Origin of the sequence: Roseinatronobacter bogoriensis DSM 18756, assembly GCF_004366635.1 — a bacterium.
Classification (GTDB): Bacteria; Pseudomonadota; Alphaproteobacteria; order Rhodobacterales; family Rhodobacteraceae; genus Roseinatronobacter; species Roseinatronobacter bogoriensis.
Window position 1 is genome coordinate 120,622 of the sequence record NZ_SORN01000006.1, and the last position, 23,624, is coordinate 144,245.

Below are 23,624 nucleotides of genomic sequence, written 5' to 3' on the forward strand. Positions count from 1 at the left end.
TAAAGATTAGCGCATAATCGGCCAAGGCAAGCCCTGCCCAGTCTTCATGAAAACGTGTGTTTTGTTGAATTTTGATTGACCTTGCAGCGCAGGCACTAAGATAATGTCGATGACGCACATATCCTTCACCTCGAAACTTGCTGCTGATGTTGCATTGCGTGCCGTGCTTTCGCAGGCCGTGGGGCTGTTCGTGGTGCTGGTGCCCTTGTCGGTCTTGCTAACCTACTTCATGGCCGAGGTTGTCGGCGCGGATGCGCCGTATGGCGCAGCGCTGGCGACTGCCGCTCTGATGGGCATGGGCTGCATCGCTTTGCTGGCAGGGTTATGGCGCGGGGCATATCCGCATGACCGGCTGGGTCTTTGCAATGTGGCAACAGCCATACGCGGGGCAGGTATTTGCGTTCTGGCAGGGCTGACCCTTGTGCCCAACGCAGTTCTGGAATTGGGCTGGGCCCTTGTCGCGCTTGCAACGCTCACGCTGTTTCTGGACGGGCTGGACGGGTGGCTGGCCCGGCGTAGTGGCCTGCATTCGCGGTTTGGGGCAAGATTTGATGTCGAATCCGACGTGGCGTTTTCGATCGTTCTTGCGGTGTTGCTGTGGCAGGCTGACAAGGTCGGGCTTTGGTTTGTCGCAATCGGCCTGTTGCGGCCAGCCTACCTGTTTGCAAGCATCTTTCTGCCCGCGCTGCGTATACCCCTGCCGGACGCGTATTGGCGCAAATGCATGGCGGCCATTCAGATGAGCATACAGGTCGCCTTGCTGACCCCGGTTGTGCTGCCGCCGTTCTCTGGCATTATCGCTGCGACACTTTTGTCTGTCATGATCCTGTCTTTTGCTGTCGATATCCGTTGGCAGTGGCGCCAGTTGGACCTGTCGAAATGACGCTTCTGCGCTATCTGGCTGCAACCGCGATCCTGTTTCTGGTCCTGATCCAGCCAAACCACCCGCAGGCCATGACATGGGGGGCACTGCGTCTTTTCCCGCTGGAGCTACCCTTTATCATCGCCGCGCTGATATTGTTCAGGCGCAGCATTCCGGGCTATGCGTTTCGCGGTGCTCTGGTGGGGGCACTTGGCCTTATTGTACTGCTCAAGCTTGCGGATTTCGGCACGTTCATCGCCTTTAATCGGGGGTTTAACCTGTTGGTGGACCTTGGCCTTGTCCATGCTGGCTGGACCCTGTTGCAAGGCAGCATAGGCCTGCCGCTGGCGGCATTGGCGGCGACTGGCGCGCTGGCGGGTTTCGTGGCACTGATTGCTGCGCTTTGGTGGGCGGGCGGTGTCTGGGCCGGGGTGCCGGTCACACGGACGGGGCGTGTGATTGCCGCCATTGCATTGCTGCCAACTGCGGCGGCGGCGGTGGCTGAAATCGGTCAGGCGCGGCGCGCCTGGACATTGCCAGACACCGTGCGCAGTGCTTTGCCCGGTGCGGCCTTTACGGCGCGTGTCGCAGTCGAGCGGGTCGAATTGTTTCGCGACACACGGCTTGACCTTGCCGCCTTTCGCGAGGCCGCGATGAAAGACCCGATGCTGGGCGTCACGCCATTGCTGGACAGGCTTGAAGGGCGCGACATGATCGTGATCTATGTCGAAAGCTATGGCCGGTCGAGCTTTGAGAACCCGCTCTATATTCCAACCCATACCAGCACGCTGCGCGATATCGAGGAAGACCTGCGCGCGCGGGGCTTGTCCATGCGCTCCAGCTGGGCCACGGCACCGATGGTCGGCGGACAAAGCTGGCTTGCGCATGGATCGGTTGCATCGGGTATGTGGCTGAACACGCAAGGGCGCTACCGCGCACTTCTTGCCAGCCCGCGCCGTACCCTTTTTCACTATGCACAACAGCATGGGTTCCGCACTGTAGCGATCAAGCCCGCGCATATCTTTCCCTGGCCCGAAGGCGATTACTTCGGCTTTGACGCGATCTATAACGCGGCTGATCTGGGCTATCAGGGCGCGCCGTTCAACTGGGTCACCATGCCCGACCAGTTCACCCTGCATGCGCTGGACAGGCTGGAACGTGACCGGCCCGACCGTGGCCCACAGGTTGTTCAGGTCGCGCTGGTTTCCTCCCACGCGCCCTGGGTGCCCATTCCCGAACTGGTGGCGTGGGATGACATTGGTGATGGCACGATCTTCAACCAATGGGCCTTGTCCGGCGATCCGCCCGAGGTCGTATGGCGTGACCATGACCGGGTGCGTGACCAGTTCCGGCTGGCCATCGACTACAGCTTGCAGGCCGTGGGGGCCTGGGCCGCGCGCCATGCCGAAGACCCGCCGCTGATCGTCATGCTGGGCGATCACGAGCCTGCGCGCTTTGTTTCTGGTGTGCAGGGCTACGACGTGCCTGTGCATATAATCGGGCCCGAGGATCTGGTCGAACAATTTGCACGAATCGGCTGGAGCGACGGGATGATCCCGTCACCGGACCTGCCCGCACTGCGCATGGACCGCCTGCGCGACCTGCTGCTGGAACGGTTGAGCACCGGCGCACCATGACAGCGCGAATGAAACTCATAGCCCGCGCGCTGGCCTCATCAGGGCTGATCGTGGCGGTGATCTGGCATTTCGGGGCGGGTGACATCCTTGCCGATCTGCGGGGGTTGTCCGTGCCTTGGCTGGTCGTGGCCTGCCTCGCCTTGGCACTGCAAATTCCGCTGTCAGCCCTGCGCTGGCGCGTGACCGCACAGGCTCTGGGCGTGCCCCTGCCCCGCGCCTTGGCACTCAGCGAATACGGACTGTCGGTCCTTGTGAACACGTTTTTGCCCGGCGGCGTGCTGGGCGATCTTGGGCGCGTGCTGCGTATGCGCCATATGCGCAGTTGGCAAATGGTGGCGACAACGGTCGTGATTGAACGGCTTGCGGGCCAGATCGCGCTTGCCGCAGTTGCGGCCGTCGGCATTGGCTTGTGGTATGGGCCGGGTGTTGCACTGGCGCTCTTGGGGGCGGGCATCGGGCTGGTTGGCATTGCCTATGCGCTGGGACAGGTCGCGCCAAGACTGCTGGACATCATAAGCCGGGCTTGGTTTGCGCCTCAGGTCTGGCCCGCGCAACTGGGGCTGAGCATGGCCATTCTGGGGTGCAACCTGTTCGGGTTCTGGGCGGCTTCGCGTGCCGTTGGCATTGTAATACCGTTGGAGTTTGCACTTTTCATCCTGCCGGTGACGCTGATGGTGATGCTGATCCCGGTTTCCCTGAATGGTTGGGGCCTGCGCGAAGGGGCGGCTGCGTTTCTCTGGCCTGTTGTCGGCATTGGCGCGCAAAGTGCGGTTGCGGCCAGCCTTGTTTTCGGGACGGCGGTTGCAGGTGCGGCCCTGCTTGGCGCGCTGCCTTGGGCGGTGTATTCATGGCAAAAGCGCGCAGATGACCGCCCCCCCGCGCCACAAGGGTGAACAGGGCCGTGCGACTATCCGAGCGTCAGGTTTTGGACATGCGCGACCACACGGGTCGGTGTATTCTCGCTATTTGATGAAACCGCGACAGCGACCAACCGCTCAAGGGGTGAATTAAAGACGCGGGGGAAATCCTGCGTCAGATCGACAGCTTCAGAATAACGCCCAATTTCAGGGCGCCGGGTAATCAGGTTGCGCAACCTGTCTGGTGCATGGGGGCTGGGAACGACAGTTCCGGGGGGTTGGTTGCCGCCCCAAGTATACATCAGCACCCGCGCCGAGCGGTTGCGCAGCAGGCGTGAAATACTTGTCCCCTCGCGCACGCTGGCGGCGTCCTGTTCGGGCATGCTGACGAAAAACACCCCAAGATTCCTGTCATCATTGCCGATCTCGGACAGATCCGAGGGTGGCGCGGTGCGCTCCACCTCCCATGTCCAGGACGCGCGCGTCTGGCCGCGCAAGGAGCTTGGTAAAATTCGATACAGGATGGACGAGGTTCCCTCCGAGATGACGGTCAGCGAATTCTGGCGCAACTCGAACCGATTAGGTGTCAGACGCCGAAACGTCAGATGGTCCCATGCAGTGTCGAACGCAACAGTATTCGCCCCGGCCACGGCGGGCAAAAACGCAGTTGCACCGAAAGCCGTAGCCGAAGCTGTCAGGAAATCTCTGCGCGAAAGGGTCATGCTGCCTCCGGATATGGTGTAGATATCATAAAGCATTACGGCATCTATGCCGCTTGGTTTCAGTTTCCGCACTCACAAGCTCGCGATCAGCTGCTTTGTGACAGAACCCCAGACAAGCCCGCTTCCAGATCGGCGCGTTTGAAGGGCTTTCCGATATGATCGGCAAAGCCTGCTGCCTTGTATTCGGCAACCTGATGGGTCATCGCATTGGCCGAAATTGCAAGTGCTGGTGTCATGGCCACGCCTGCGGCTTTTGCGCGCGCTGCAATCTGGGCAAGGGCGCTTATCCCATCCAGTTCCGGCATCGAGATGTCGAGCAGGAGCGCATCGAAGCGCCCCGGTTCCCATGCCTCGACCGCAGAGCGACCATCGCTGACCGATACAGCCTCAACCCCAAGGCTGGACAGCATTGATCTGAGGATAAGCATATTGGTCGCATTATCATCTGCCACCAGAACCCGCATTCCCTGCAACGAACGGTGTTGCGCGTCAGGCGCGGTCTGTGGCTGTTCTTCCGCGCGTGACAGCGGCAAGATGACATGTACCGTTGTGCCCTGCCCCAAGGTACTGTCCACACTGATCTTGCCGCGCATCAGGGTCACAAGGCGGCGCACAATGGACATTCCAAGCCCGGTCCCCCCGAAACGGCGCGTGACAGTTCCATCCGCCTGTTCGAAATCCTCGAACATGCGCGACTGCTGTTCGGGCGACATGCCGATGCCGCTATCCTGCACCCGGATTTCAAGCTGGTCCTGCATGTTAACCGTCAATTCAAGCTCGACATGCCCTGCTTCAGTGAATTTTACCGCATTTCCGACCAGATTATGCATGATCTGGCTTAGACGGTTGGGGTCGCCCTTGCGCAGCACTTCCGTTCCCGGCCCAAGCTTGAGGTGGAACCCCAAGCCCTTTTCCGAGGCAATCAGCTTGTGCATCCCCTCGATCCGGGACATCACCTCTGTTGGCGCGAAAGCAACTTTTTCAAGCTTCAGCTTGCCAGCTTCGATCTTGGACATGTCCAGCAGATCGTTCAGAATGCTCAGCAATGTCTCGCCAGAATCGCGAATGATGCCCAGCATCCGCCTGTGAACCGGCTCTGACAATTCATCTTCCAGAATCTGAACCATTCCCAGCACACCATTCAGCGGCGTGCGGATTTCGTGGCTCATATTGGCCAGAAAACGTGATTTCGCCTGGTTCGCAGCTTCGGCCTGTTGCGCGGCAACGCGCAGATCATCTTCGGCGGCGGCCTGTTCGGTAATATCGCTGATCGACACGACAACATGCGCGGCCAGCCCTTCGGCATTGATCGGGGCCGCATTGACCGACAGCGCGCGGCGCGTTCCGTCACTGCGCATGATGGAGAAACGCACATCCCGGACGATTTGCTGTTCGGTGATGGCGCGCTGGAACGGCAAGGCACGCGGGTCGAACGCCCCGCCGTCCAGCGCCTCGATTTCCCACTCCGGCATGTCGCAGCGTTTGCCCAATACGTCATCTGCGCCCCGCCCAAGAATGCGCTCTGCCTCGCGATTAGCGAAAATGATAAGGCCTTCCTTGTCCAGCGCCATGATACCCGAAGCAGAGGTGTCCATCAGTCGGGCAAGGTAGTCGCGTTCAATCACAAGCTGCGCTTCAAGCCGCTTACGCTCGGTGATATCAATATGAATCCCTGCCAACCTGAGCGGATTTCCGTCACTGTCGCGTTGCACCACACGCCCGCGTGACAATATCCAGACCCAATGGCCGTCGCGGTGCCGCATGCGAATTTCATTTCCGAACGTCTCGCAGCCCGACCTTAACGAGTGGCCCTGCTGCTCTTTCAACAGTGCCAGATCGGATGGATGCGTCAGCGCGTTAAAACCGCAATCAGGCCACGCCGACAGCTCTGCACGGCTATAGCCCAGCATCTCTGCCCAGCGGTCATTCACATGCTGCACACCGCTGATGGCATCGTATTCCCAAGTCCCGGCAGACGCCGCATCGATAATCTGCTCCAGACGCTCTTCCGCGCGTTTGAGGGCAGTAATATCGATATGGACACCTGCCATGACCTCTGGTGCGCCATCAGCCGTCCAGCGGGCAACGCGGCCACGTGACAAGACCCACACCCAGTTTCCTGCCTTGTGGCGCATGCGCAATTCATATTCGAAACTGTCCATCTCTTTTGCGAATACTTTCGCCAGCTTTTCTTCCGCAGAAGCAAGATCCTCGGGGTGAACCAAGCTGCGCCAGACACTGATTTCAAACGCGCCCAGCTCTTGCAGGTCATAGCCCACGATTTCCGCCCAGCGCGAGTTCACAAGATTGCTGCCAGTCAGAAGGTTCCATTCCCAGGTTCCGGCCTGTGCGCCATGAATGATGTCAGCCTGTCTGCGCTCGGCCTCTTTCAACTCTGTTATATCAACTTCCATCGCCACACGCCCGCCATCGGGCGTTGCATGCTCGATCACACGCAACCACCGCCCCGAAGCCATGCGCGTTCGTGCAAAAGCGTGCTCGAATTCAGGGTCTTGGCCCAAAGAATAGGCCACCAGTTCTTCTTGCCGTGTGACCGCGTCTTCTGCCGTGGGCGAAGCCACATCAGGCACCATATAGGATGCGGGGTGCAGGTCGCGGTGGCGTTGATTGCACAATACGAGTCGATCATCTGCATCAAAATAGGCAAATGCATCTGGCAAGGCCTCAACCGCCATTTCCAACCTTGCGCGCGCCTCGTTGGCCTCTAGCGCGAGGTTTTGCAATTCAGCCTCCTGCCGCTTGCGTTCGGTTATGTCCGTCTCGATCGAGACATAGCCGACATGCCGCCCTTCGGCATCGCGCAGCGGATAAAGCTGCACATCAACCCAATAAGGTTCGCCGTCGCGTGTGTAGTTCAGGATTTCATCCCTCACGGGTTTCAATGCAGCAATCGCGCGGTCAATCCGTTTTTTCGCCGCCTCGTCCGTGTCCTGACCGCGCGACACCTGTTGGGGCCGCTTGCCACGAACATCATCCAGCGCCCAGCCGGTGCGGGACGTGAAGGCGGGGTTTACCCAGTCGATGCGCTGTTCGGTATCCGTGATGATGACAAGATTGGTCATATGGCGCGCGATCAGGCTCAGGCGCTCCGTCTCGCGTTGCAGCAGCCATTCCTGAGTTATATCGCGCGAAATAAACACATATCCCGGCGCCTCCCCGGGTTTGTCAGCGGCCCGGGTCGCCACCGTCAGGGCATAGCGGCGGCGTCCGCGTGGTGTGTCTATGTCAAACGGGTGTGGCCCCGATCGCCCCTTGATCCGTGCCTCATCCATCGCCTGACGGTTCAGCGCCACGATTTCAGGCGGCATCAATTCCTCATCCGTGCGGCCAAGCAAGACGTCAGGAGAGAGCATCATCTGGCCGGTATCTCGGGTGTGCACGCTTCGATATCGGCCCTGCGCATCAACCTCAAGGATCAGGTCCGGAACGGCATCCAGTGTTGCTTGCAGACGGTTGCGCGCAGCAGAAAGTGACTCGCGCGTTCTCTCAATCTCGGCTTCGGCATCGGCGCGCGCAAGCAGATTGCCCACGGCATCGGCGACCGTCTTGATCAGCTCTAGCCGCGATTTGTCAAATGCCTGACGAGGTGTGGCAGAATGAAAACCGATAAACCCTGCGCAACCCGATTCTGCCTGCATTGGAAGGGTCAAAAGCGCTTGGACCCCATGTGAAAGAAGATGCGCTCTTTCGGGTACGGTTTGAGGCAAGGCATCAACATCGGGGATATCCGTTGTCTCGTCATCCCCAGCCAACATGCGCAACGGGTAAACAATTTCTGACAGCGACGCGTCCTTGATCTGCGACAACGCCAGGTCACTTTCGGCGCTCTGCCAGATATGCGTTGCGTCAACGCGCTCTGCCTCGCCGTCAAGTTGGATGCGCACGACATAGGCGCGCTCCATCATGAAGAATTCGCCAAGTTGCGACAGCACCTGATGGATTGCGGCATCTGTCTGCGACAGCGGAGCACGGACCAAAGCGCCAAGAATGTCGATGACCAGTGCATGAATCTGGATGTCTTGCCCCTCTGCCGAGGCAGCAGGGCGTATCGCCAAAGCAGAGTTTACCATGCCCCCCTCACGGGGCCGTGTTCTTTGCCACACACAATGCTACCCTCTCAGCATGAGTCATGACCCCCAGACACAACATGGCCACGATCTTGGAATTCTTGCACTGCAAACCGGATCAAACATACACCCACAAATAAGTAACAACACTTAAGACAAAGTGAAACAACCGAATTTTGTGCAAGTAACGATTCATGAGCGGCCAGAGTGACATTTGCGCGCGGTGCCATAGCCATTTCACAGGCAGCACAGATGATGCGTCTGCGCCAATAAAAAAGCACGCTATAATAAGGAAAACCTGCCGGGCAGTTCCTTCAGACGGCTTATCCTTATTTACAGAAATTTGCCCAAACTCTATAAATTTTTTCAATTTCGAAGCGCGCCGCACTGAACTGACGGATTATTTATCTTGAAAGCCAAAAAAAATGGAACGGAAATGCTGTGTCGCCGTTGTAAAGACAGATCACGAAGGGAGACATCATGGCCAACCCAAAGAATTCCCGAATGACATCGCAAGAGGCGCGGTCAAAAGAGGCCCTCAAGCTCAAGCAAGATAGTCAAATGAAACAAGTGCCTTACCCGACGGACAAGACACCGGGTCTGGGTATGAAACGCATTGAACACATCGATCAGGCCCCTTCTGGCGCGCTAGACGATGTTGGCGAAAAACCTTCGCGGGAACGGTCCAGAGAACGCAGATAAACAGCGCTGATACTGGGTTCCGTTATTCGCCAAACCAAAGCGAAAACCCCTTCTAAATTAAACCGTCGCGTGCATTTAAACTGCATGTGGCGGTTTTTTCGTGAGCAATATAAAATAAAATAATTTGTATTATTTTTACAGGAACCCAATCACTCCTCAACTGTTTTATCTACCAGAGCTCATAACGAGCCACATGAATAACAGGAGTATTGTTATGAACAAGCTAATGCTTACAACCGCGATTGTCGCTGTAACTTCGATGGGTGCAGCCGCACAGACGACAGAGACTGGTGCGGCGCAGGCCGGAGAGAACGTTCCCGCCTTCCTTGCAACCGATTTCACGGGCAAGAACCTGTATACGCTGGACAGTGATGAGGCACGGACGCTTTCCGAACAGCGCGGCCAGGCAGGTCACGGCACCGGGTGGGAAAGCAGTGATGTGTTCACAGCCGACCGAGATTCATGGGAAAACGTGGGCAATATTGACGACATGATTGTCACGATGGATGGCGAAATCCGCGGCATTCTGATTGACGTTGGCGGCTTTCTGGGGATCGGTGCACGCAGCGTGATGGTTGACATCGACGACCTGTACTTCGTGCGTGACGATGCTGACGCAGAAGGTATCGATGATTTCTTCGTCGTTGCTTCGATGACGGAAGAACAATTGGAAGCCTTGCCGGAATGGAGTGAGGACCAGCTAAGCACAGGGTTTGAACAGCGCAGCTATGACAGCGCGCAAGCCGAACCAGGCGCGACAATGGGTGCAGGTCACACAACCTCGATGGATGATCCGCAAAGCGACTCTGCCCAGATGCAGACCCAAGACGGAATGCAAGGCAATGACGACATGGCGACACAGGCCGAAGCCCGCACAGATGTTCCCGCAGGCTATGAGGTGCTGAGCGCTGAAGAGCGTACCGTCGACCGCCTGCTGGGAGCAGATGTATATGGCCGCGAGGGCGACAATATTGCCACGGTCGATGATCTTGTGATGGGCGATGACGGGTCGGTAACTCATGCGGTGATGGATGTTGGCGGCTTCCTTGGCCTTGGCGAACACACTGTCGCACTGGAAATCGATGACATCGACATCCTGTGGAACGACGAAGACGGGAATGTGCGCGTGCAATTGCCCATGACACAGGAAGAGATGGAAAGCCTGCCAGAATACGAAAGCTGATCTCATCTTGCTTGTTGCCGAAGTTGCGTAACGAGTACCAAGACCCGCCAGAATGGCGGGTCTTTTTTGACCTGTTGCAGATTGATGCACAGTTTTGAGAGTGCATGACCAGAAGCAGGCCACCCAAGGACGGCTTGGAGGGCGTTGCGGACGGTGGATGGTTTCAGTAAGCCGCGCAGCGTCGGGCCGCGGTGCGGCGATCCACCGCATAATCTGTAGCGCTTTATGCTGGCCAAGTCCCTGCGAGATATGATCTGAGCGCTTGGAGCAGCCAAATCGCCGTGCCGTGGGAGCGGCCCGGCGATGCGCGGCGGCCTTCGGCCTTTGTTCCGCGCTCCTCTATGTCTCCTTTGTCCCGAAAGCTGGTGTTTCACATTCAGGATGGCAGCTTGGTCAGGTGCAAGGTTATAAATCCCCCGCCGCAAGACACAGCTCTGTACACCCTTCAACCCGACCAGCATCGGAAATTTTTATCCGCTGCGGAACCAGAGCAAGCCTTTCGCGTTGTGTCGCTGTGATAGGGGTAAGAACGCCTCAAGACAGGAGAGGTACCAAAATGCGCGGGATACTGCTTTGGTTTGTCGGGGTTCCTATTCCCGTTATCATTCTTTTGTTTCTGTTCGGCGTTCTGTGATCGACAAAATGTTTTGAACCCGGCTTTATTCCTCACACGTGGTGACAATGGCTCTAAGTCACGGAACAGACTGGCTACGCAGAACACCCGGAACGCGTAATCCGGCATGAGTGAGGCGTCCCCATATTGCGGCCCCGCCCCGGAATGGTCGGATTGGTATTCCGCCTGGAATCTTGATCCATTTCTTATCGCTATGCTGCTGGCTCTCGGCCTGACGGGTGCCTATGCGCTGCGCAGCAAACCCGCGAACAGGAAAAAAGCCTTTTCCGTCGCGTCAGGGGCGGCGGTTGTGGCGTTCATTTCACCGCTCTGTGCCTTGACTGTTGCGCTTTTTGCAGCGCGCACATTTCATCACCTGCTGGTATTTGGTGTATTGGCACCGGCATTGGCCGTGGCCTTTCCTTTGCGCAAGATCGGAATCTCGACCAGCTTTATCGCCCTGTCAGCCGCGCTCTGGCTTTGGCACTTGCCTCAGGTCTATAGTGCGGCATGGGATAGCGCTGTGATATATTGGGGGATGCAGGCGGCGTTGATCCTTCCGGCATGGGCGTTCTGGTCAGTCGTTCTGGGGCGCAGCAAGCTGGACCATGTGATCTGGCTTATTCCCCTGATCGGGCAGATGGGGTTGCTGGGTGCCGTGCTGACCTTCGCACAGCGGCCCTTTTACCTTGAACATCTGACCTATGCGGAACGCTTCGGGCTTTCTGCGCTAGCAGACCAACAGCTTGCAGGGCTGATCATGTGGGTTCCCGGCATGATCCCGGTGGCAGTCCTGGCCGCGATCATGGCGCATCGGATCTTGCGTCGGGAAATGGGGATATGATCGCAATACTGAAAGCCGCCCATATCATTGCCCTGTCAATATGGTGTGCCGGGCTGATCCTGCTACCGATATTGCTGCACATCTACGGACGCCGCTCAGAAGTGCGCACGCAAGCTGGATATTCCGAGTTTCGCTGGCTGACACATTACAGCTACACTGCCGTGGTGACGCCTGCCGCCGTGATTGCGGTAGCCGTCGGGACCATTCTGATCTTTGCCCTGGAAATTCTCGACGCATGGATGCTTGCCAAGCTGATCGCCGTCTGTGGCATGGTTCTGTTGCACGCATGGCTGGGACATCTGATCGTGCAGGCCGGCGAAGGGCGCGGCATGTATGCAACGCCAAGGGCGGGTTTGTCACTTCTGGCGCTGGTGCCCTTGATCGGTCTGGTGCTGTGGTTGGTATTAGCAAAACCCGCGTTTGAAGACGCTGTCGCGCTGTTTCCTGCCTTCCTGCTAGAGCCGCGCGGCAACCAGATCCCGGCCAGGTTTGACCCCCTATGACCCGCCCTGCCCTGATCCTGATCGCAGCCCTGACGCTGGCCGCCTGCGATGGCCCGCTTTCGACCTTGCACCCATCAGGCCCGATTGCCACCGAGATTGCATGGCTATGGTGGGCAATGCTGGTGGGCTCTGTGTTCATTACGGTCTTCGTGCTGGTCTTGCTTGTGTTGGCATTTGGCAAGCCGCGTCAGGTGCAAGCACGTTTCTGGACACATGGGCTGGGCCTGTGGTTCTCGATGGCGATTCTAAGTTCGGTTCTGGGCGCGGGGTTATGGGTCGGAGAGCGTATTCTGCCGCGTGATGATGGCGCGGTGACTGTGCAGGCCCACGCGTTTCAATGGGGCTGGGAGTTTACGCATACTGGCGCAGACGCGCAGGAAGAGCGGACATTTGACGTGCTGCACATTCCCGCAGGCCAGCCCGTAGATGTGCTGATCACCTCGGAGGATGTGATCCATTCCTTCTGGGTGCCACAGCTTGCAGGCAAGATGGACGCCATCCCCGGCCGTACCAACCGCACCCGTATCGAGGCAGATGCGCCCGGAATATACGAGGGCCTTTGCGCCGAATTCTGCGGCACCGGACATGCGCGTATGCGCTTTTCCGTGCAGGCCCACGAAGACTGGCCCCCAGACCTGTCTGATCAAGGGGCCACAAGTCAGGAGGGCCAACCATGACCGATGCCACGATTGACCCCGAAGCAGCAGAGCGTGCAGCCCCCCTCACCATCTCGCGCACCCCTCCCCGTCGCGCTTTGGCACTGCACCGGGAACTGACACGCGTCTGGCGCAATGACCGCGGGCTATGGGGGCAGATCACGGCGGTGAACCACACCACGCTGGGCCTGCGGTTCATGGGCACGGCGCTGGTTTTCTTTGCCATTGGCGGCATTCTGTCCATGCTGATCCGCGCGCAGCTTGCGACCCATCAGGGCGCGTTTCTGGACACGGAACTATATAACCAGATATTCACGATGCATGGCAGCATCATGATGTTCCTGTTTGCCATTCCCATGCTGGAAGGCTTGGGGATATGGCTGTTGCCCAAATTGCTGGGCACGCGGGACATGGCATTCCCACGCCTGACGGCGCTGGGGTATTGGTGCTATCTGTTTGGCGGGCTGATCATGCTGACCGCGCTTTTGTTCGGGGTCGCCCCGCATGACGGCTGGTTCATGTATACGCCGCTATCGGACGCCACTCATTCCCCCGGCATCAATGCCGATGTCTGGCTGTTGGGCGTAACCTTTGTCGAAATCTCGGCTATTGCGGCGGCGGTCGAGATTACTGTCACCATCCTGCGCCAGCGCGCGCCGGGAATGCGGCTGACCGAAATGCCGCTATTTGCGTGGTATATGCTGGGCACCAGCGTCATGATGCTGGTGGGCTTTCCACCCCTCATTGCAGGATCGGTCCTGCTGGAGCTGGAGCGCGCCTTTGGCTGGCCATTTTTCGACCCGACACGCGGCGGCGATCCGCTGTTGTGGCAGCACCTGTTCTGGCTGTTTGGCCACCCGGAGGTGTATATCATCTTTCTGCCTGCTGCGGGTGCAATGTCGATGATCATTCCGGTCATGTGCCGCACGACAATTCTGGGCTACGGGGCGATTGTCGCGGCCATATTGGCGCTGGTATTCCTGTCTTTCGGCCTTTGGGTGCACCATATGTTCACTGTGGGCATTCCGCATATGGCGCTGGCGTTCTTTTCTGCGGCCTCTGTCCTTGTGGCGGTGCCAACGGCGGTGCAGGTTTTTGCGTGGATCGGCACCATGTGGAAAGGGCACCCGCAATTCCACCTGCCGATGTATCATATCCTTGGTTTTTTCCTGACTTTCGTGATGGGTGGGCTGACCGGGGTGATGCTGGCCATCGTACCCTTTAACTGGCAGGCCCATGACACGGCCTTTGTTACCGCGCATCTGCATTACGTGTTGATTGGCGGCTTCGTGTTCCCGATGATGGCGGCAGCAACCTACTGGCTGCCGCTGATCACCGGCAAACGCCGCGTCAAAGGGCTGGGCGAGGCCGCGTTCTGGGTGATCCTGCTGGGGTTTCATGGCACGTTTTTCATCATGCACCTGACCGGACTGTTGGGAATGCCGCGCCGGGTGGATGTCTATCCAGACAACCCCGAATGGGTCTGGCTGAACCTGACCTCATCCATTTTCAGTTTCGTACTGACCATAGGCTTTGCAATGTTCGTGCTGGACCTGATCCTGCAAGTCACGCTTGGAAAGCGCGAAAGCCGCGACCCGTGGCGCGCACCGACGCTGGACTGGGCCATGCCCATCCCTTCGCCCAGCTATAATTTCGCCTCTCTCCCCATACCGCAACATCTTGGTAAACCTGCGCGCGACATAATGCTGGCACTGGCACGCGGCGAAGGGGCGCTGGCCGGTGCGCCAAGGGGGCGGCGGGAATTGCTGGTAACGTCTGTGGGCGATGCGCGGCCACATCATGTGGCACTTCTGCCCGGCAACACAGCCCTGCCGCTTTGGCTATCAGCCAGTATCGGGGTGTTTGTGTTGATGATGCTGGCCAGCCAGTATCTATTGGCGGGCCTTTCCCTGATGCCTGTGGCAGTGCTGATCTGGATTTGGGCCAGAGGCATGGCACCGGCTGGGGTTCTGGGGGAAGTCGAAGCCTCGCCGGGGGTCCACTTGCCGGTCCATCACCGCAGCGCACAAAGCCTTGGCAGGAGCGGCCTGACCGCATTTCTGGTGGCTGATGGCACATTGTTCGCCTCGCTCATGTTCGGGGTCGCCTTCTTGTCGGTGGTCACATCCGGCGTTGCCCCACCTGTTGCAACGGCGCAAAGCCTGCACAGTGCAATTGGGCTGGCTGCCATTGGCGTCGCTCTTGTTCTGGCCGCCAGATGCGCACAGACGAATACACCGCGCGCCGTTGCTATTGGTCTGGGGTCAAACCTGCTTTCCCTGCTGGTGCTGATATGGCTGGCCATAACGCAAATGGATGACCCCACAATCCATGCGCGCGACGCCTTGCGCGCAGCGCTTGCGGGCTATGCCGGGCTGCATGTTCTGGTCGCCGCCTGCATGGCCGCCTTCGTTCTTGACCAGTTTCGACGTGAAGAGATTACCCCGCAAACCCAAGGCGCATTCGGTGCGTGGCGGATGTGGCAGCGGTTCACGTCGGTGGTGGTGCTGATCTCGGTTCTGGTGCTGGCGGCGCAGGCGGGTCTGTCATGACTTGGCTGGGCAAACTGATCGCTGGCCCGATGTTATGGGCGCTGATCTTCAGCCTTGTCTATGCGCTGCACGGCTGGGCTTGTGCAGGCCAGCCCGGGCCCGAAGGTTTGCCCCCCCTCTCTCAATCAATGCTGATCGGGGTTTGGGTTTTGGGGCTGCTTGCCTTCATTCCGCTGCTGCGCCTGACCCGTCCAGGGGCAGCGCGGCATGACCGCCTACCCAGACTTGCAACATGGACAGGGCTGGTTGCGACCGCATTCACCCTGTTCCCGGTTGTCATAATAACCAGCTGCTGAAAGAAAAAGCCCGCCTTGCCACGAGGGAGCGGACAAGGCGGGCAGAGAGGTCTGAGAGGTATCGGGAGGGATTTGAAACCAGATACCGGACAGGAACACTTGTGAAACGCATGGTTTTTGCCTTTGGTTCCCCGGAAAAATCAGAATTCTGGTTTTTTTCTCAGAACGTGAACAGCCCTCGTCGGACTGACGAGGGCTGGCCAAAAACTTTTCTAAAGCGCTTCCCCGTCTTAATCAGCCGGTTCGGGCGCCGGTTCAGGCTCTATCACTTGTGGTGCCCCAGTATCATCAGGACCAGACACAGTCCCCTCTGCTGGTGGTCCAACCGTCTCGCCAGCCTGCGCAGGCGTTGGATCATCTGTATCTGGTGTATCGGTGACCAGATTTTGCGACAACATCCACAACAGGAACACGACCGCAACGGTCACAGCGACAGCCATGCCGATAAGCGGCCCTTTATGGCGTTTCTTCTGTTTTTTCAAATTTGTGTCAGGAGCGGTCATAACTCGTCCTTTCGCTATCTTTTACTTCCGCGTCAAAGCGACAACCCGCGCAGAGTACCTGCCTGATAACTTTGACATTCGCCTATTCAACGTGCGCATGGCGATCAGGTTCCTTACGCCAAGCGTGGCAACAGTGTCGCAGCTTGTGCAAAATGCGAAGAAGTTGCGGAACCGACCGGGGGTCCAAGCATTTCATCGGCAACACCTACGCAACAACACACCGAGAAAAAAAATGACTCTTACACATGCTCAGACGCACGACATAGACGACAATCTGCGTCGCTCTTATCAGACCGATCAATCAGCGGCGCTGCCGGATAACCTTGCACGATTGCTGCGCCAACTGGATGGGGCAGAGCGACAAAGCGCTACAGATGTGGACGAAGCCACCCCAGAACCGATGACTGCGCATGGTCAAGCCAGCTTAGCCGATCGAGATCTGCCTCACTCACCCGCGAGGCTTGCGCGCAATCTGCTTCAAAGATTTGGATTTGTTCGGCCACAAAAGCCGGGTCATAAACATTGAGATTGGCTTCGTCATTCAGGCGAAATGACCGCTCATCAAAATTGGCCGAACCGATAGAAACCCAAGCGTCATCGACGATCACCATCTTGGCATGCAGGAATGTCGGCGCATATTCGTGGATAGATACACCTGCCGCCAGTAATTGACGCCATGGCAGGCGCGAGACCCGGCGCACCAGCCATGAATCAGTATGTTTGCCAGCAATCAGCAAATCAACCTGAACCCCGCGTTCACGTGCTTGAAGCAGCTGCGCGATTGCAACCTTGTCCGGCACGAAATAGGGCGTTGAGATCCGGATATGACGCTGCGCCGACGCCATGGCCGTCATGAACATCAGATGAATTTCATTCCGGCTGCCTGTATTGCTTTTGACCATCTGGATGTCCGAGGTGCCGACAGGTTCGAGTGGCGGGTAAAATTCGCGTCCGCGCAAGACCTCTCCGCTGGCTTCAACCCAGTTATGGGCAAAGGCATTTTGCATCAGCGCCACAACTGGCCCGGTGACACGGTAATGTGTGTCGCGCCATTCGGAGGGGTTGCGTGCATTGCCCATCCAGACATCTGCCACGCCCACGCCACCGATGAATCCGGTCTTGCCGTCAATGACCAGCACCTTGCGATGAGTCCGGTTGTTCAGCCGCGACAATGTACGCGGGCGCATTGGGCGAAACATGCGCAATTCGACGCCGCCCTGATGCATCCGCTCGATCAGGTCGTCATCCATTGGCAACCCACCCACCCAGTCGATCAGAACCTTGACCGCAAGACCATCTTGCGCGCGCGCAATCAGAAGGTCACAAAACCGGGTGCCAATCTCTCCGCTCCAGTAGATATAGGTTTCAAAGGTGATGGAGTGCTGCGCCTGTGCGATTGCCTGCAACATCGCCTCAAAAATTGCGTCACCATTGACCAGCGTCTGGATATGGTTGCCACGCAAAATGGGGCTTCCATACAGCCCCGCCATATCGCGCGCGAATTGCGGGCTGTCTGTGGGCGCGCCGGGCGGCACCGGTCGGCGCAACTCTCGCCGATAGGGCATCAGCGCGATCAGGAAGAACCAGAATAGAAAAACCCCGAGGATCGCGGCGACAGTCGCGCGCAGTTTTCGACGGAACCGGTGCGGCAGGCGCGGCATGAAAGGCACTCGCTTTGGGAAACAACTGACTATAAACGCCCATCCGCCTGCGCGGTTCCCGCTACGGGGCATCATGGAACCGCAAGCGGAGCCGCGCGTTTCCCACACGTTGGCCCTGCCCTAAATCCGGATGAAATCTTGCCCCCTGTCCCGCCGAAACTCAGTCGATCCGACCCAGGCGGCACAATACAGCAACCTGCGGCCCCGACTACGGCCATAGTTGGCATTTTCATCATTCTGTTGCTTGCAGCCATCCAATATGCGCGCGAGTTTCTGTTGCCGGTCGTTGTCGCTCTACTGTTGTTCTTCGTATTTGTTCCCTTGCAAAGGCGCGCTTTGCGCATCGGGTTACCCGGCTCGCTTACCGCTGCGGCGCTGGTGCTGGGGTTGCTGGTCGGGATTGCATCCATCTTCTTCCTGCTCAGCGGGCCAGTGATGGAAGTGGCCAATAACCTTCCCGAAATCGTGCGTGACCTTACCGCACGGATAGAAGCGGCGCGCGATGTATTTCTGGCCATCATCCAGAATTTCCGCGCTGGTGCTGAAAATGACATCCCCCAACTGCGCCCCGCCTCTGCGATTGAAGAGGCGACCAATGGCGAAGAGGAAGAAGATGACCTGCTAATGAACACCCTGAGCGGTGCTCTTTTATACCTGACCGAGACACCAGCCATCGTCGCGCAGGTGATCTTTGCGCTTGTTCTGCTGTTCTTTCTGCTATCTTCCAGCGACCTGATTTACCTCAAGATCATCCAGAGTTTCGACGGCTTTGCCGGAAAGCGCGCGGCCCTGACCGCCTTGCGAGAGGTCGAGCGCAACCTTGGCGGCTATTTAGGGACGGTGGCGGTAATCAATGCGGGACTCGGGGTCAGCATTGGCCTTGCGATGTGGGCACTGGGCATGCCTGTGCCCCTGCTTTTCGCCGTTCTCGCCTTCTTGCTGAATTTCATCCCCTATCTGGGGGCAGTGATGGGCATCATTCTGGCATCACTGGTGGCGTTGTTGTGGTTTGACACATTGTCCAGCATGCTGCTGGTCGCAGGCGTGTATCTGTTGCTGACATCGATTGAGGGGCAGTTGATCACGCCCGCCTTTCTGGCGCGCAGGCTGCGCATGAATACAGCGCTTGTTTTCCTGTCTGTCGCATTCTGGGCGTGGATGTGGTCGTTTCTGGGGATGCTGATAGCCGTGCCCATTCTGGTTGCGTTGCGGGTGATAGCCGAGCAGATTCCGCAATGGCGCATCTTTGCAAATCTTTTGTCGGGTGATCCTGTGCGTGTCATCAAGGGGGCGCGCAAGGCGGATTGAAAGGCACCAAGCGCGAGAAGTAGGCTAGCAAGTTCCTGGGAGCCACATTTTGACGCTTTAACTTAGATGCTAGTTTTTGCGCCTTACACAAGATACCCTATGACTGCTTGGAGGGCATTGCGGACGGTCGATGTTAGCGCGAAGCCGCGCAGCGTCGGGCCGCGGTGCGGCGATCCACGGTCAAATCTGTAGCGCTTTATACTGGCCAAATCCGCGAAAGATCAGATATTTGCGCTTGGGGCAGCCAAATCGCCGTGCCGTGGGGGCGGCCCTTTGAGTCGCGGCGGCCTTCGGCCTTGATTCCGCGCAACTGACCGTCTGCAGAGCCCCGCATAACCGCCACTGGCAAACGCATCGCATGGGCTCGGGAACCATTCATCAGGTGCAGAGCACTAGATCAAAAAAAAGCGCTGCCATTGGCAGCGCCCTTTATTGTTAACTTTTGGATGACCAGTCTTCGACCTGCTTTTCGGCCTCTTCCTTGGCAATCCCGTATTTCTCCTGGATTTTGCCGACAAGCTTGTCGCGCTTGCCTTCAGCCTGATCCAGATCATCATCAGTCAGCTTGCCCCATTGGTCCTTGGCTGACCCTTTCATCTGCTTCCATTTACCTTCAATCTGGTCCCAGTTCATGCAACTCTCCTTTTCAAATCAAGTCTACTTCAATAACGCCGTGCCGCGCGCCCGGTTCCGCTGTTTCTGAGCAGGCCAGAGTCATGTGCTGCACTCGAATTCGGATGCGCCATCTGATAGTCGGGTGCTACCAAGACTCAGACCAGAGGCAGAAATGCACCCCACCGCCCCCTTGAACGCCCGAGAATTACCTTTGGCAATTCTGGCCATCTGCGCAGGTGTCGCATTTCTTGTGGCCAATGATGCCGTGGCCAAGGTGCTGACCGACAGATACCCCCCGATCCAGATCATCTTCCTGCGAAACCTGATCGCTGTGCCAATCATAGCCGCGCTGATTTTTGGGCTGCTGGGTCCGCAAGCCTTGCGCAGCAATCACATCCGGCTCCATGCGCTGCGCGGTTTGCTGATGGTCATCGGGGCGTGGCTGTATTTTACCGGCCTGATCTACTTGCCACTGGCAGAGGCAACCGCGCTCGTCTTTTCTGCGCCGATTTTCATAACGGCGCTCTCGGTACCGCTTCTGGGCGAACGCGTGGGCTGGAAACGGTGGAGTGCTGTGCTGTTGGGGTTTGTCGGTGTGTTGGTAATCGTGCAGCCGGGCGGGGCGACATTTCAAATGGCCTCGATGCTGCCTGTCGGCACGGCGCTGTGCTATGCGATTTTCATGATGACCGCGCGCTGGATAGGACGGGGCGAAAGACTGTGGACCATGATGCTCTTCGCCATGCTGTTCCCCATGCTATACGCTGCACCGTTGGCGCTTGCATTCTGGCAACCGCTCCAACCCGCCGATCTGGGGCTGTTCTTGGCAATCGCCTGTTTTGGCAGCCTTGGGCTTACGCTTATCGGGCAGGCGTTCCGGCTGGCCCCTGCGGCAGTCGTGGCACCGTTTGACTATACCGCGCTGATCTGGGCAACTGGACTGGGCTGGCTGATCTGGAGTGACATTCCGGGCGTGTCCACAATCGCAGGCGCGGCGATTATTGTGCTCAGCGGTGTCATCATCTTGCTGCGCGAACACCGGCAAAGCGTGACACATATCCCGACACGCCCTAAATAGGCGCAGCTTTATTTTCCTGACCCCCTTGTATTATTGAGCGATGCACGTCATGTAGGTTGGGCAAAGCTTCTTCATTCGATCTTCTGTCTCCTTTCGGCTTCAGTTGCGACTCTGACGACACTGAGCCAAGTCACCGCAATTCAGCGGGTGGCAATATATAAGGAGATATCACGATGGCTAAAGGCACCGTGAAATGGTTTAACGCAACTAAAGGCTTCGGCTTCATCGCGCCCGAGCATGGCTCGAAGGACGTTTTCGTCCACGTATCCGCTCTGGAGCGCGCTGGCATTCGCCAGCTGGATGATGGTCAGGCCGTACAGTTTGATCTGGAAAGCGACCGCAATGGTCGTGAATCCGCGACGAACCTCGTTCTGGCCTGAACGTAAGTTCAGTTCCCAAGACGAAAATAGACGGGGGTGGCGCAAGCCACCTCCGTTTTTTTATGCCTATGATCAAGGGGCCGGGCATCCCGCCTTATCTGCCTGCAATGCCGACATCACTCTGCGGCCTGATCCTCGGACAAAGCACTCAGAATGTCATGCAACTCAGCGAGTTTATAGGGCTTGCTCAACACGGCACTGAATCCGGATCGCAAATAAGTCGCGACCTGATCCTGCATCACATTGGCCGTCGCGGCCACGGCGCGCGGCGCAGCGCCACCCGATTGCAAGGCGCGCGCCCGAATTGCACCCAATGCATCTATTCCATCCATGACGGGCATAGAAATATCGAATAATAGCACGTCGAACTTGCCAGGGTGCCATATATCACAGGCCTCTTGCCCGTTGGTCACGAATTCAGCTTCCACCCCAAGGCGTTTCAGCATCGCCGCAAGAATTGTGGCATTGGTTCGATTATCCTCTGCCACAAGCACCTTCAGCCCTTTGCGCAAAGATGTAACCGTGGCCGCGCGGCCAACGGCCCGTTCAGTTTCCAGATCGGCATATGGAAATGGAAGGCGCAACTCTACCTCGGTGCCAATTCCGGGCGTGCTGGAGATATGTAGATCACCATCCATCAATTCCACCAGTTTACGCACAATCGCCAGCCCCAGCCCCGACCCTCCGAAACGGCGCGTCACCGAATTATCCGCCTGTTCGAATTCGTTGAAGACGCGCTGAATCTGGCTTTCGGTCATACCAAGCCCTGTATCACTGATGCGAAACAAAACTGTATGCGCATCGCAAGCTTCCGCGTCTATGCGAACCTCGCCGGTATCGGTGAACTTGACTGCATTCCCGATCAGGTTGCCAAGGATCTGGGCCAATTTCCCATCATCGCCAAAGCGCGGCTGATCCAACCCCGGACCAAGGGACAATTCCATCTTCAGCCCTTTTAGCCGTGCATTCGCGCCATGCAAGCGTTCCAGACGTTGTAACAGATCGGCAAGCACGAAAGGATGTTCAGAAAAGGTCAGTTTGCCCGCCTCGATCCGCGCAAGGTCCAGAATGTCATTGATCACCGTCAACAAGGCATCACCCGAGGAGCGGATCGTTTCCAGCATCTGAACCTGATTTTCATCCAGTTTCGTTTGCGATAAGATTTCCGCCATACCAAGAATGCCATTCATCGGCGTGCGAATTTCGTGACTCATATTGGCCAGAAAGGCAGATTTCGCCCTATTCGCCGCTTCGGCTTGTTCACGTGCAGCATATATCGCTGTTACATCCGTCCGCAGCCCAACACGCCCACCATCTGGCGTCGCTTTCTCGTAGTAGCGTATGTAGCGACCATCAACTGTCCGGTGTTCTGCCGGACCATCGGCGCGCCTGAACTGCGCCAGCCTTTGTTCGATCCACTCTTCCTCTCGTCCTGCTGAATCTGCGACCAGACCTGAATGTGCCGCAAACCTGATCAATTCCTGAAAGGAAACGCCCGGACGCAAGATATCAGACAGCCCTGCAAAAATTTCATGATAACGACTATTCGCCGCCACCAGTCTTTCATCTGCATCGAAAATGACGAACCCATCCTCCAGCGCCTCAATCGCTGACAGCAACTGCATCCGGGCCTTTTGAGTTTCCTTTTCAGAAACTTCCAACTGCCGATTACGCTGCATCAAAAGCAACTCTGCACGCATTCGGCGCAAGAGCTGGAAAGCAAGGGCCGTTGTCATCAGCGAGAAGGCAACAATCATCAGATAGGTTACAAGAGTGGCGTTGCGCTGCAAGCTTGCCAGCCCCTCGCGCTTTTCATCCGCGTCTGCATTGAAGAAATGCATGACATCAAGGGCGAATGCCCGGGTCGCATCGGATAGCTCGCTCAGTTCTTCTTCCATCCGGGGCAGTACGGCCAATAAGTCAGCATCCGGGCTATCAATCACGTCCAGATATGTTTCGAGAAATTCAGGCACCGGAAAAACACTAGCGGTTTGCTGCTGCGCATGCCGGATAGCCTGTCCGACTGCGCCATTGGTCATGACCTGACTGCGACTGAAAAGTATGTCGTAACGCAGCCGGAGCGCGGCAAGATTGTCTTCAGACGGGGCGTTCTGCGCTGTCATCACGGCAATGCGCAGCCGCTGCACATCCACCTCAGCCTGGCTCGCAGACCAATAGGCGTTGTCAGCCCCTGTGGACCTGAGCTCGGCGAACCTTTCATCTATCTGATAGGCCAGCCAGATCAGAACAAACACGCTGCAAAGCAAGAAAACGCTTGTAACGAACCACAGGCCGAGCGTTGTCAGTTTGCTCGGTTTCATCCTCTGCAGGCCTGCGACATGTTTATTCATGTGATTTCTCATACATGACCGATGCAGCCAGATCAGGCCTGTCATTCGCTTGCGTCGCCATCAACACCTATCTATCTGCAACAGCGAAAGGTACTTTAGAAGAACAAAGAACATAAGAGCGAACAGGGAAAATCGTTTAAGAACATACTCACTCATAAACTTGACTGATAGAAACATATATTAAGCGCAACCGTCAACATGTTTGAATATACC

Annotated in this window: 19 protein-coding genes and 1 pseudogene; 14 read left to right on the top strand and 6 right to left on the bottom strand. The window is 57.5% G+C overall.

The features are described 5' to 3' along the window. Positions 1 to 109: 109 nt before the first annotated feature. The 3 genes from EV660_RS13470 to EV660_RS13480 are packed head-to-tail and all read left to right on the top strand — an operon-like array spanning position 110 to position 3,392. Positions 110 to 883 (top strand): CDP-alcohol phosphatidyltransferase family protein, encoded by a 774-nt coding sequence (locus tag EV660_RS13470; protein WP_157798916.1) that lies wholly within the window; start codon positions 110 to 112, stop codon positions 881 to 883. Next, on the top strand, positions 880 to 2,499 hold the full coding sequence (locus EV660_RS13475) for a sulfatase-like hydrolase/transferase (protein ID WP_071478960.1): 1,620 nt from the start codon (positions 880 to 882) through the stop codon (positions 2,497 to 2,499). The genes EV660_RS13470 and EV660_RS13475 overlap by 4 nt, the downstream gene beginning before the upstream one ends. An 8-nt stretch (positions 2,500 to 2,507) precedes the next feature. Then, positions 2,508 to 3,392, top strand: coding sequence for a lysylphosphatidylglycerol synthase transmembrane domain-containing protein (locus tag EV660_RS13480; RefSeq protein WP_157798915.1), 885 nt, complete (start codon positions 2,508 to 2,510; stop codon positions 3,390 to 3,392). Positions 3,393 to 3,406: 14 nt separating this feature from the next. Here EV660_RS13480 and EV660_RS13485 read toward each other — a convergent pair whose 3' ends face one another. Both EV660_RS13485 and EV660_RS13490 read right to left on the bottom strand, forming a co-directional pair. Continuing rightward, positions 3,407 to 4,078 carry a DUF3047 domain-containing protein gene (locus tag EV660_RS13485; protein WP_071479080.1) on the bottom strand — a complete coding sequence of 224 codons (672 nt, stop codon included), beginning with the start codon at positions 4,076 to 4,078 and terminating at the stop codon, positions 3,407 to 3,409. 86 nt (positions 4,079 to 4,164) lie between these two features. Continuing rightward, the gene (locus EV660_RS13490; protein WP_071478958.1) at positions 4,165 to 8,169 is read right to left on the bottom strand and encodes a PAS domain S-box protein; all 4,005 of its coding nucleotides are present in this window, start codon (positions 8,167 to 8,169) and stop codon (positions 4,165 to 4,167) included. A 477-nt stretch (positions 8,170 to 8,646) separates the two neighbouring features. Here EV660_RS13490 and EV660_RS13495 point away from each other — a divergent pair, with 477 nt between their 5' ends. From EV660_RS13495 to EV660_RS13530, 7 genes are all read left to right on the top strand, one after another. Further along, positions 8,647 to 8,868 (top strand): hypothetical protein, encoded by a 222-nt coding sequence (locus EV660_RS13495; RefSeq protein ID WP_134014012.1) that lies wholly within the window; start codon positions 8,647 to 8,649, stop codon positions 8,866 to 8,868. 214 nt (positions 8,869 to 9,082) lie between these two features. Beyond that, complete coding sequence (locus EV660_RS13500) at positions 9,083 to 10,051, top strand: PRC-barrel domain-containing protein (RefSeq protein WP_071478956.1); 969 nt, start codon at positions 9,083 to 9,085, stop codon at positions 10,049 to 10,051. Between the two features lie 740 nt (positions 10,052 to 10,791). Then, complete coding sequence (locus EV660_RS13510; RefSeq protein WP_071478955.1) at positions 10,792 to 11,508, top strand: cytochrome c oxidase assembly protein; 717 nt, start codon at positions 10,792 to 10,794, stop codon at positions 11,506 to 11,508. Next, a complete protein-coding gene (locus tag EV660_RS13515; protein WP_071478954.1) occupies positions 11,505 to 12,011 on the top strand; it encodes a CopD family protein in 507 nt (168 codons plus the stop codon). The genes EV660_RS13510 and EV660_RS13515 overlap by 4 nt, the downstream gene beginning before the upstream one ends. Next, positions 12,008 to 12,688, top strand: a complete 681-nt coding sequence (coxB, locus tag EV660_RS13520) for a cytochrome c oxidase subunit II (RefSeq protein ID WP_071478953.1) — start codon at positions 12,008 to 12,010, stop codon at positions 12,686 to 12,688. Before EV660_RS13515 ends, coxB begins: the two co-directional genes overlap by 4 nt. After that, positions 12,685 to 15,219: a cytochrome c oxidase subunit I gene (gene ctaD, locus EV660_RS13525; RefSeq protein ID WP_071478952.1), complete on the top strand. Its 2,535-nt coding sequence runs from the start codon at positions 12,685 to 12,687 to the stop codon at positions 15,217 to 15,219. Before coxB ends, ctaD begins: the two co-directional genes overlap by 4 nt. After that, the gene (locus EV660_RS13530; protein ID WP_071478951.1) at positions 15,216 to 15,515 is read left to right on the top strand and encodes a hypothetical protein; all 300 of its coding nucleotides are present in this window, start codon (positions 15,216 to 15,218) and stop codon (positions 15,513 to 15,515) included. Before ctaD ends, EV660_RS13530 begins: the two co-directional genes overlap by 4 nt. A 230-nt stretch (positions 15,516 to 15,745) precedes the next feature. Here the strand turns inward: EV660_RS13530 and EV660_RS13535 are convergent, their stop codons facing one another. Further along, positions 15,746 to 16,018 (bottom strand): hypothetical protein, encoded by a 273-nt coding sequence (locus EV660_RS13535; RefSeq protein ID WP_071478950.1) that lies wholly within the window; start codon positions 16,016 to 16,018, stop codon positions 15,746 to 15,748. 232 nt (positions 16,019 to 16,250) lie between these two features. Between EV660_RS13535 and EV660_RS19100 the strand changes: the two are divergent. Beyond that, a pseudogene (locus EV660_RS19100) lies at positions 16,251 to 16,364 on the top strand (NepR family anti-sigma factor); the annotation flags it as partial. A 22-nt stretch (positions 16,365 to 16,386) separates the two neighbouring features. Here EV660_RS19100 and EV660_RS13540 read toward each other — a convergent pair. Beyond that, positions 16,387 to 17,679 carry a phospholipase D-like domain-containing protein gene (locus EV660_RS13540; RefSeq protein WP_168800314.1) on the bottom strand — a complete coding sequence of 431 codons (1,293 nt, stop codon included), beginning with the start codon at positions 17,677 to 17,679 and terminating at the stop codon, positions 16,387 to 16,389. A gap of 138 nt (positions 17,680 to 17,817) precedes the next feature. Here EV660_RS13540 and EV660_RS13545 point away from each other — a divergent pair, with 138 nt between their 5' ends. Then, positions 17,818 to 18,987: an AI-2E family transporter gene (locus EV660_RS13545; RefSeq protein WP_157798913.1), complete on the top strand. Its 1,170-nt coding sequence runs from the start codon at positions 17,818 to 17,820 to the stop codon at positions 18,985 to 18,987. 435 nt (positions 18,988 to 19,422) lie between these two features. Here the strand turns inward: EV660_RS13545 and EV660_RS13550 are convergent, their stop codons facing one another. Further along, positions 19,423 to 19,620 (bottom strand): CsbD family protein, encoded by a 198-nt coding sequence (locus tag EV660_RS13550; protein ID WP_071478948.1) that lies wholly within the window; start codon positions 19,618 to 19,620, stop codon positions 19,423 to 19,425. A gap of 154 nt (positions 19,621 to 19,774) precedes the next feature. Here EV660_RS13550 and EV660_RS13555 point away from each other — a divergent pair, with 154 nt between their 5' ends. Together EV660_RS13555 and EV660_RS13560 are read left to right on the top strand one after the other, a co-directional pair. Further along, positions 19,775 to 20,680, top strand: coding sequence for a DMT family transporter (locus EV660_RS13555; RefSeq protein ID WP_071478947.1), 906 nt, complete (start codon positions 19,775 to 19,777; stop codon positions 20,678 to 20,680). Between the two features lie 173 nt (positions 20,681 to 20,853). After that, positions 20,854 to 21,060, top strand: coding sequence for a cold-shock protein (locus tag EV660_RS13560; RefSeq protein ID WP_071468711.1), 207 nt, complete (start codon positions 20,854 to 20,856; stop codon positions 21,058 to 21,060). 116 nt (positions 21,061 to 21,176) lie between these two features. Here EV660_RS13560 and EV660_RS13565 read toward each other — a convergent pair whose 3' ends face one another. Then, on the bottom strand, positions 21,177 to 23,381 hold the full coding sequence (locus EV660_RS13565; RefSeq protein WP_168800316.1) for a hybrid sensor histidine kinase/response regulator: 2,205 nt from the start codon (positions 23,379 to 23,381) through the stop codon (positions 21,177 to 21,179). Positions 23,382 to 23,624 lie beyond the last annotated feature (243 nt).

Coding starts and splice junctions, on each gene's coding strand:
- EV660_RS13470 (WP_157798916.1), top strand. CDS start 110: ATGACGCACATATCCTTCACCTCGAAACTTGCTGCTGATGTTGCATTG.
- EV660_RS13495 (WP_134014012.1), top strand. CDS start 8,647: ATGGCCAACCCAAAGAATTCCCGAATGACATCGCAAGAGGCGCGGTCA.
- EV660_RS13560 (WP_071468711.1), top strand. CDS start 20,854: ATGGCTAAAGGCACCGTGAAATGGTTTAACGCAACTAAAGGCTTCGGC.
- EV660_RS13475 (WP_071478960.1), top strand. CDS start 880: ATGACGCTTCTGCGCTATCTGGCTGCAACCGCGATCCTGTTTCTGGTC.
- ctaD (WP_071478952.1), top strand. CDS start 12,685: ATGACCGATGCCACGATTGACCCCGAAGCAGCAGAGCGTGCAGCCCCC.
- EV660_RS13535 (WP_071478950.1), bottom strand. CDS start 16,018: ATGACCGCTCCTGACACAAATTTGAAAAAACAGAAGAAACGCCATAAA.
- EV660_RS13550 (WP_071478948.1), bottom strand. CDS start 19,620: ATGAACTGGGACCAGATTGAAGGTAAATGGAAGCAGATGAAAGGGTCA.
- EV660_RS13530 (WP_071478951.1), top strand. CDS start 15,216: ATGACTTGGCTGGGCAAACTGATCGCTGGCCCGATGTTATGGGCGCTG.
- EV660_RS13555 (WP_071478947.1), top strand. CDS start 19,775: ATGCACCCCACCGCCCCCTTGAACGCCCGAGAATTACCTTTGGCAATT.
- coxB (WP_071478953.1), top strand. CDS start 12,008: ATGACCCGCCCTGCCCTGATCCTGATCGCAGCCCTGACGCTGGCCGCC.
- EV660_RS13485 (WP_071479080.1), bottom strand. CDS start 4,078: ATGACCCTTTCGCGCAGAGATTTCCTGACAGCTTCGGCTACGGCTTTC.
- EV660_RS13480 (WP_157798915.1), top strand. CDS start 2,508: ATGAAACTCATAGCCCGCGCGCTGGCCTCATCAGGGCTGATCGTGGCG.
- EV660_RS13565 (WP_168800316.1), bottom strand. CDS start 23,381: ATGAAACCGAGCAAACTGACAACGCTCGGCCTGTGGTTCGTTACAAGC.
- EV660_RS13540 (WP_168800314.1), bottom strand. CDS start 17,679: ATGCCGCGCCTGCCGCACCGGTTCCGTCGAAAACTGCGCGCGACTGTC.
- EV660_RS13510 (WP_071478955.1), top strand. CDS start 10,792: ATGAGTGAGGCGTCCCCATATTGCGGCCCCGCCCCGGAATGGTCGGAT.
- EV660_RS13515 (WP_071478954.1), top strand. CDS start 11,505: ATGATCGCAATACTGAAAGCCGCCCATATCATTGCCCTGTCAATATGG.
- EV660_RS13500 (WP_071478956.1), top strand. CDS start 9,083: ATGAACAAGCTAATGCTTACAACCGCGATTGTCGCTGTAACTTCGATG.
- EV660_RS13490 (WP_071478958.1), bottom strand. CDS start 8,169: ATGGTAAACTCTGCTTTGGCGATACGCCCTGCTGCCTCGGCAGAGGGG.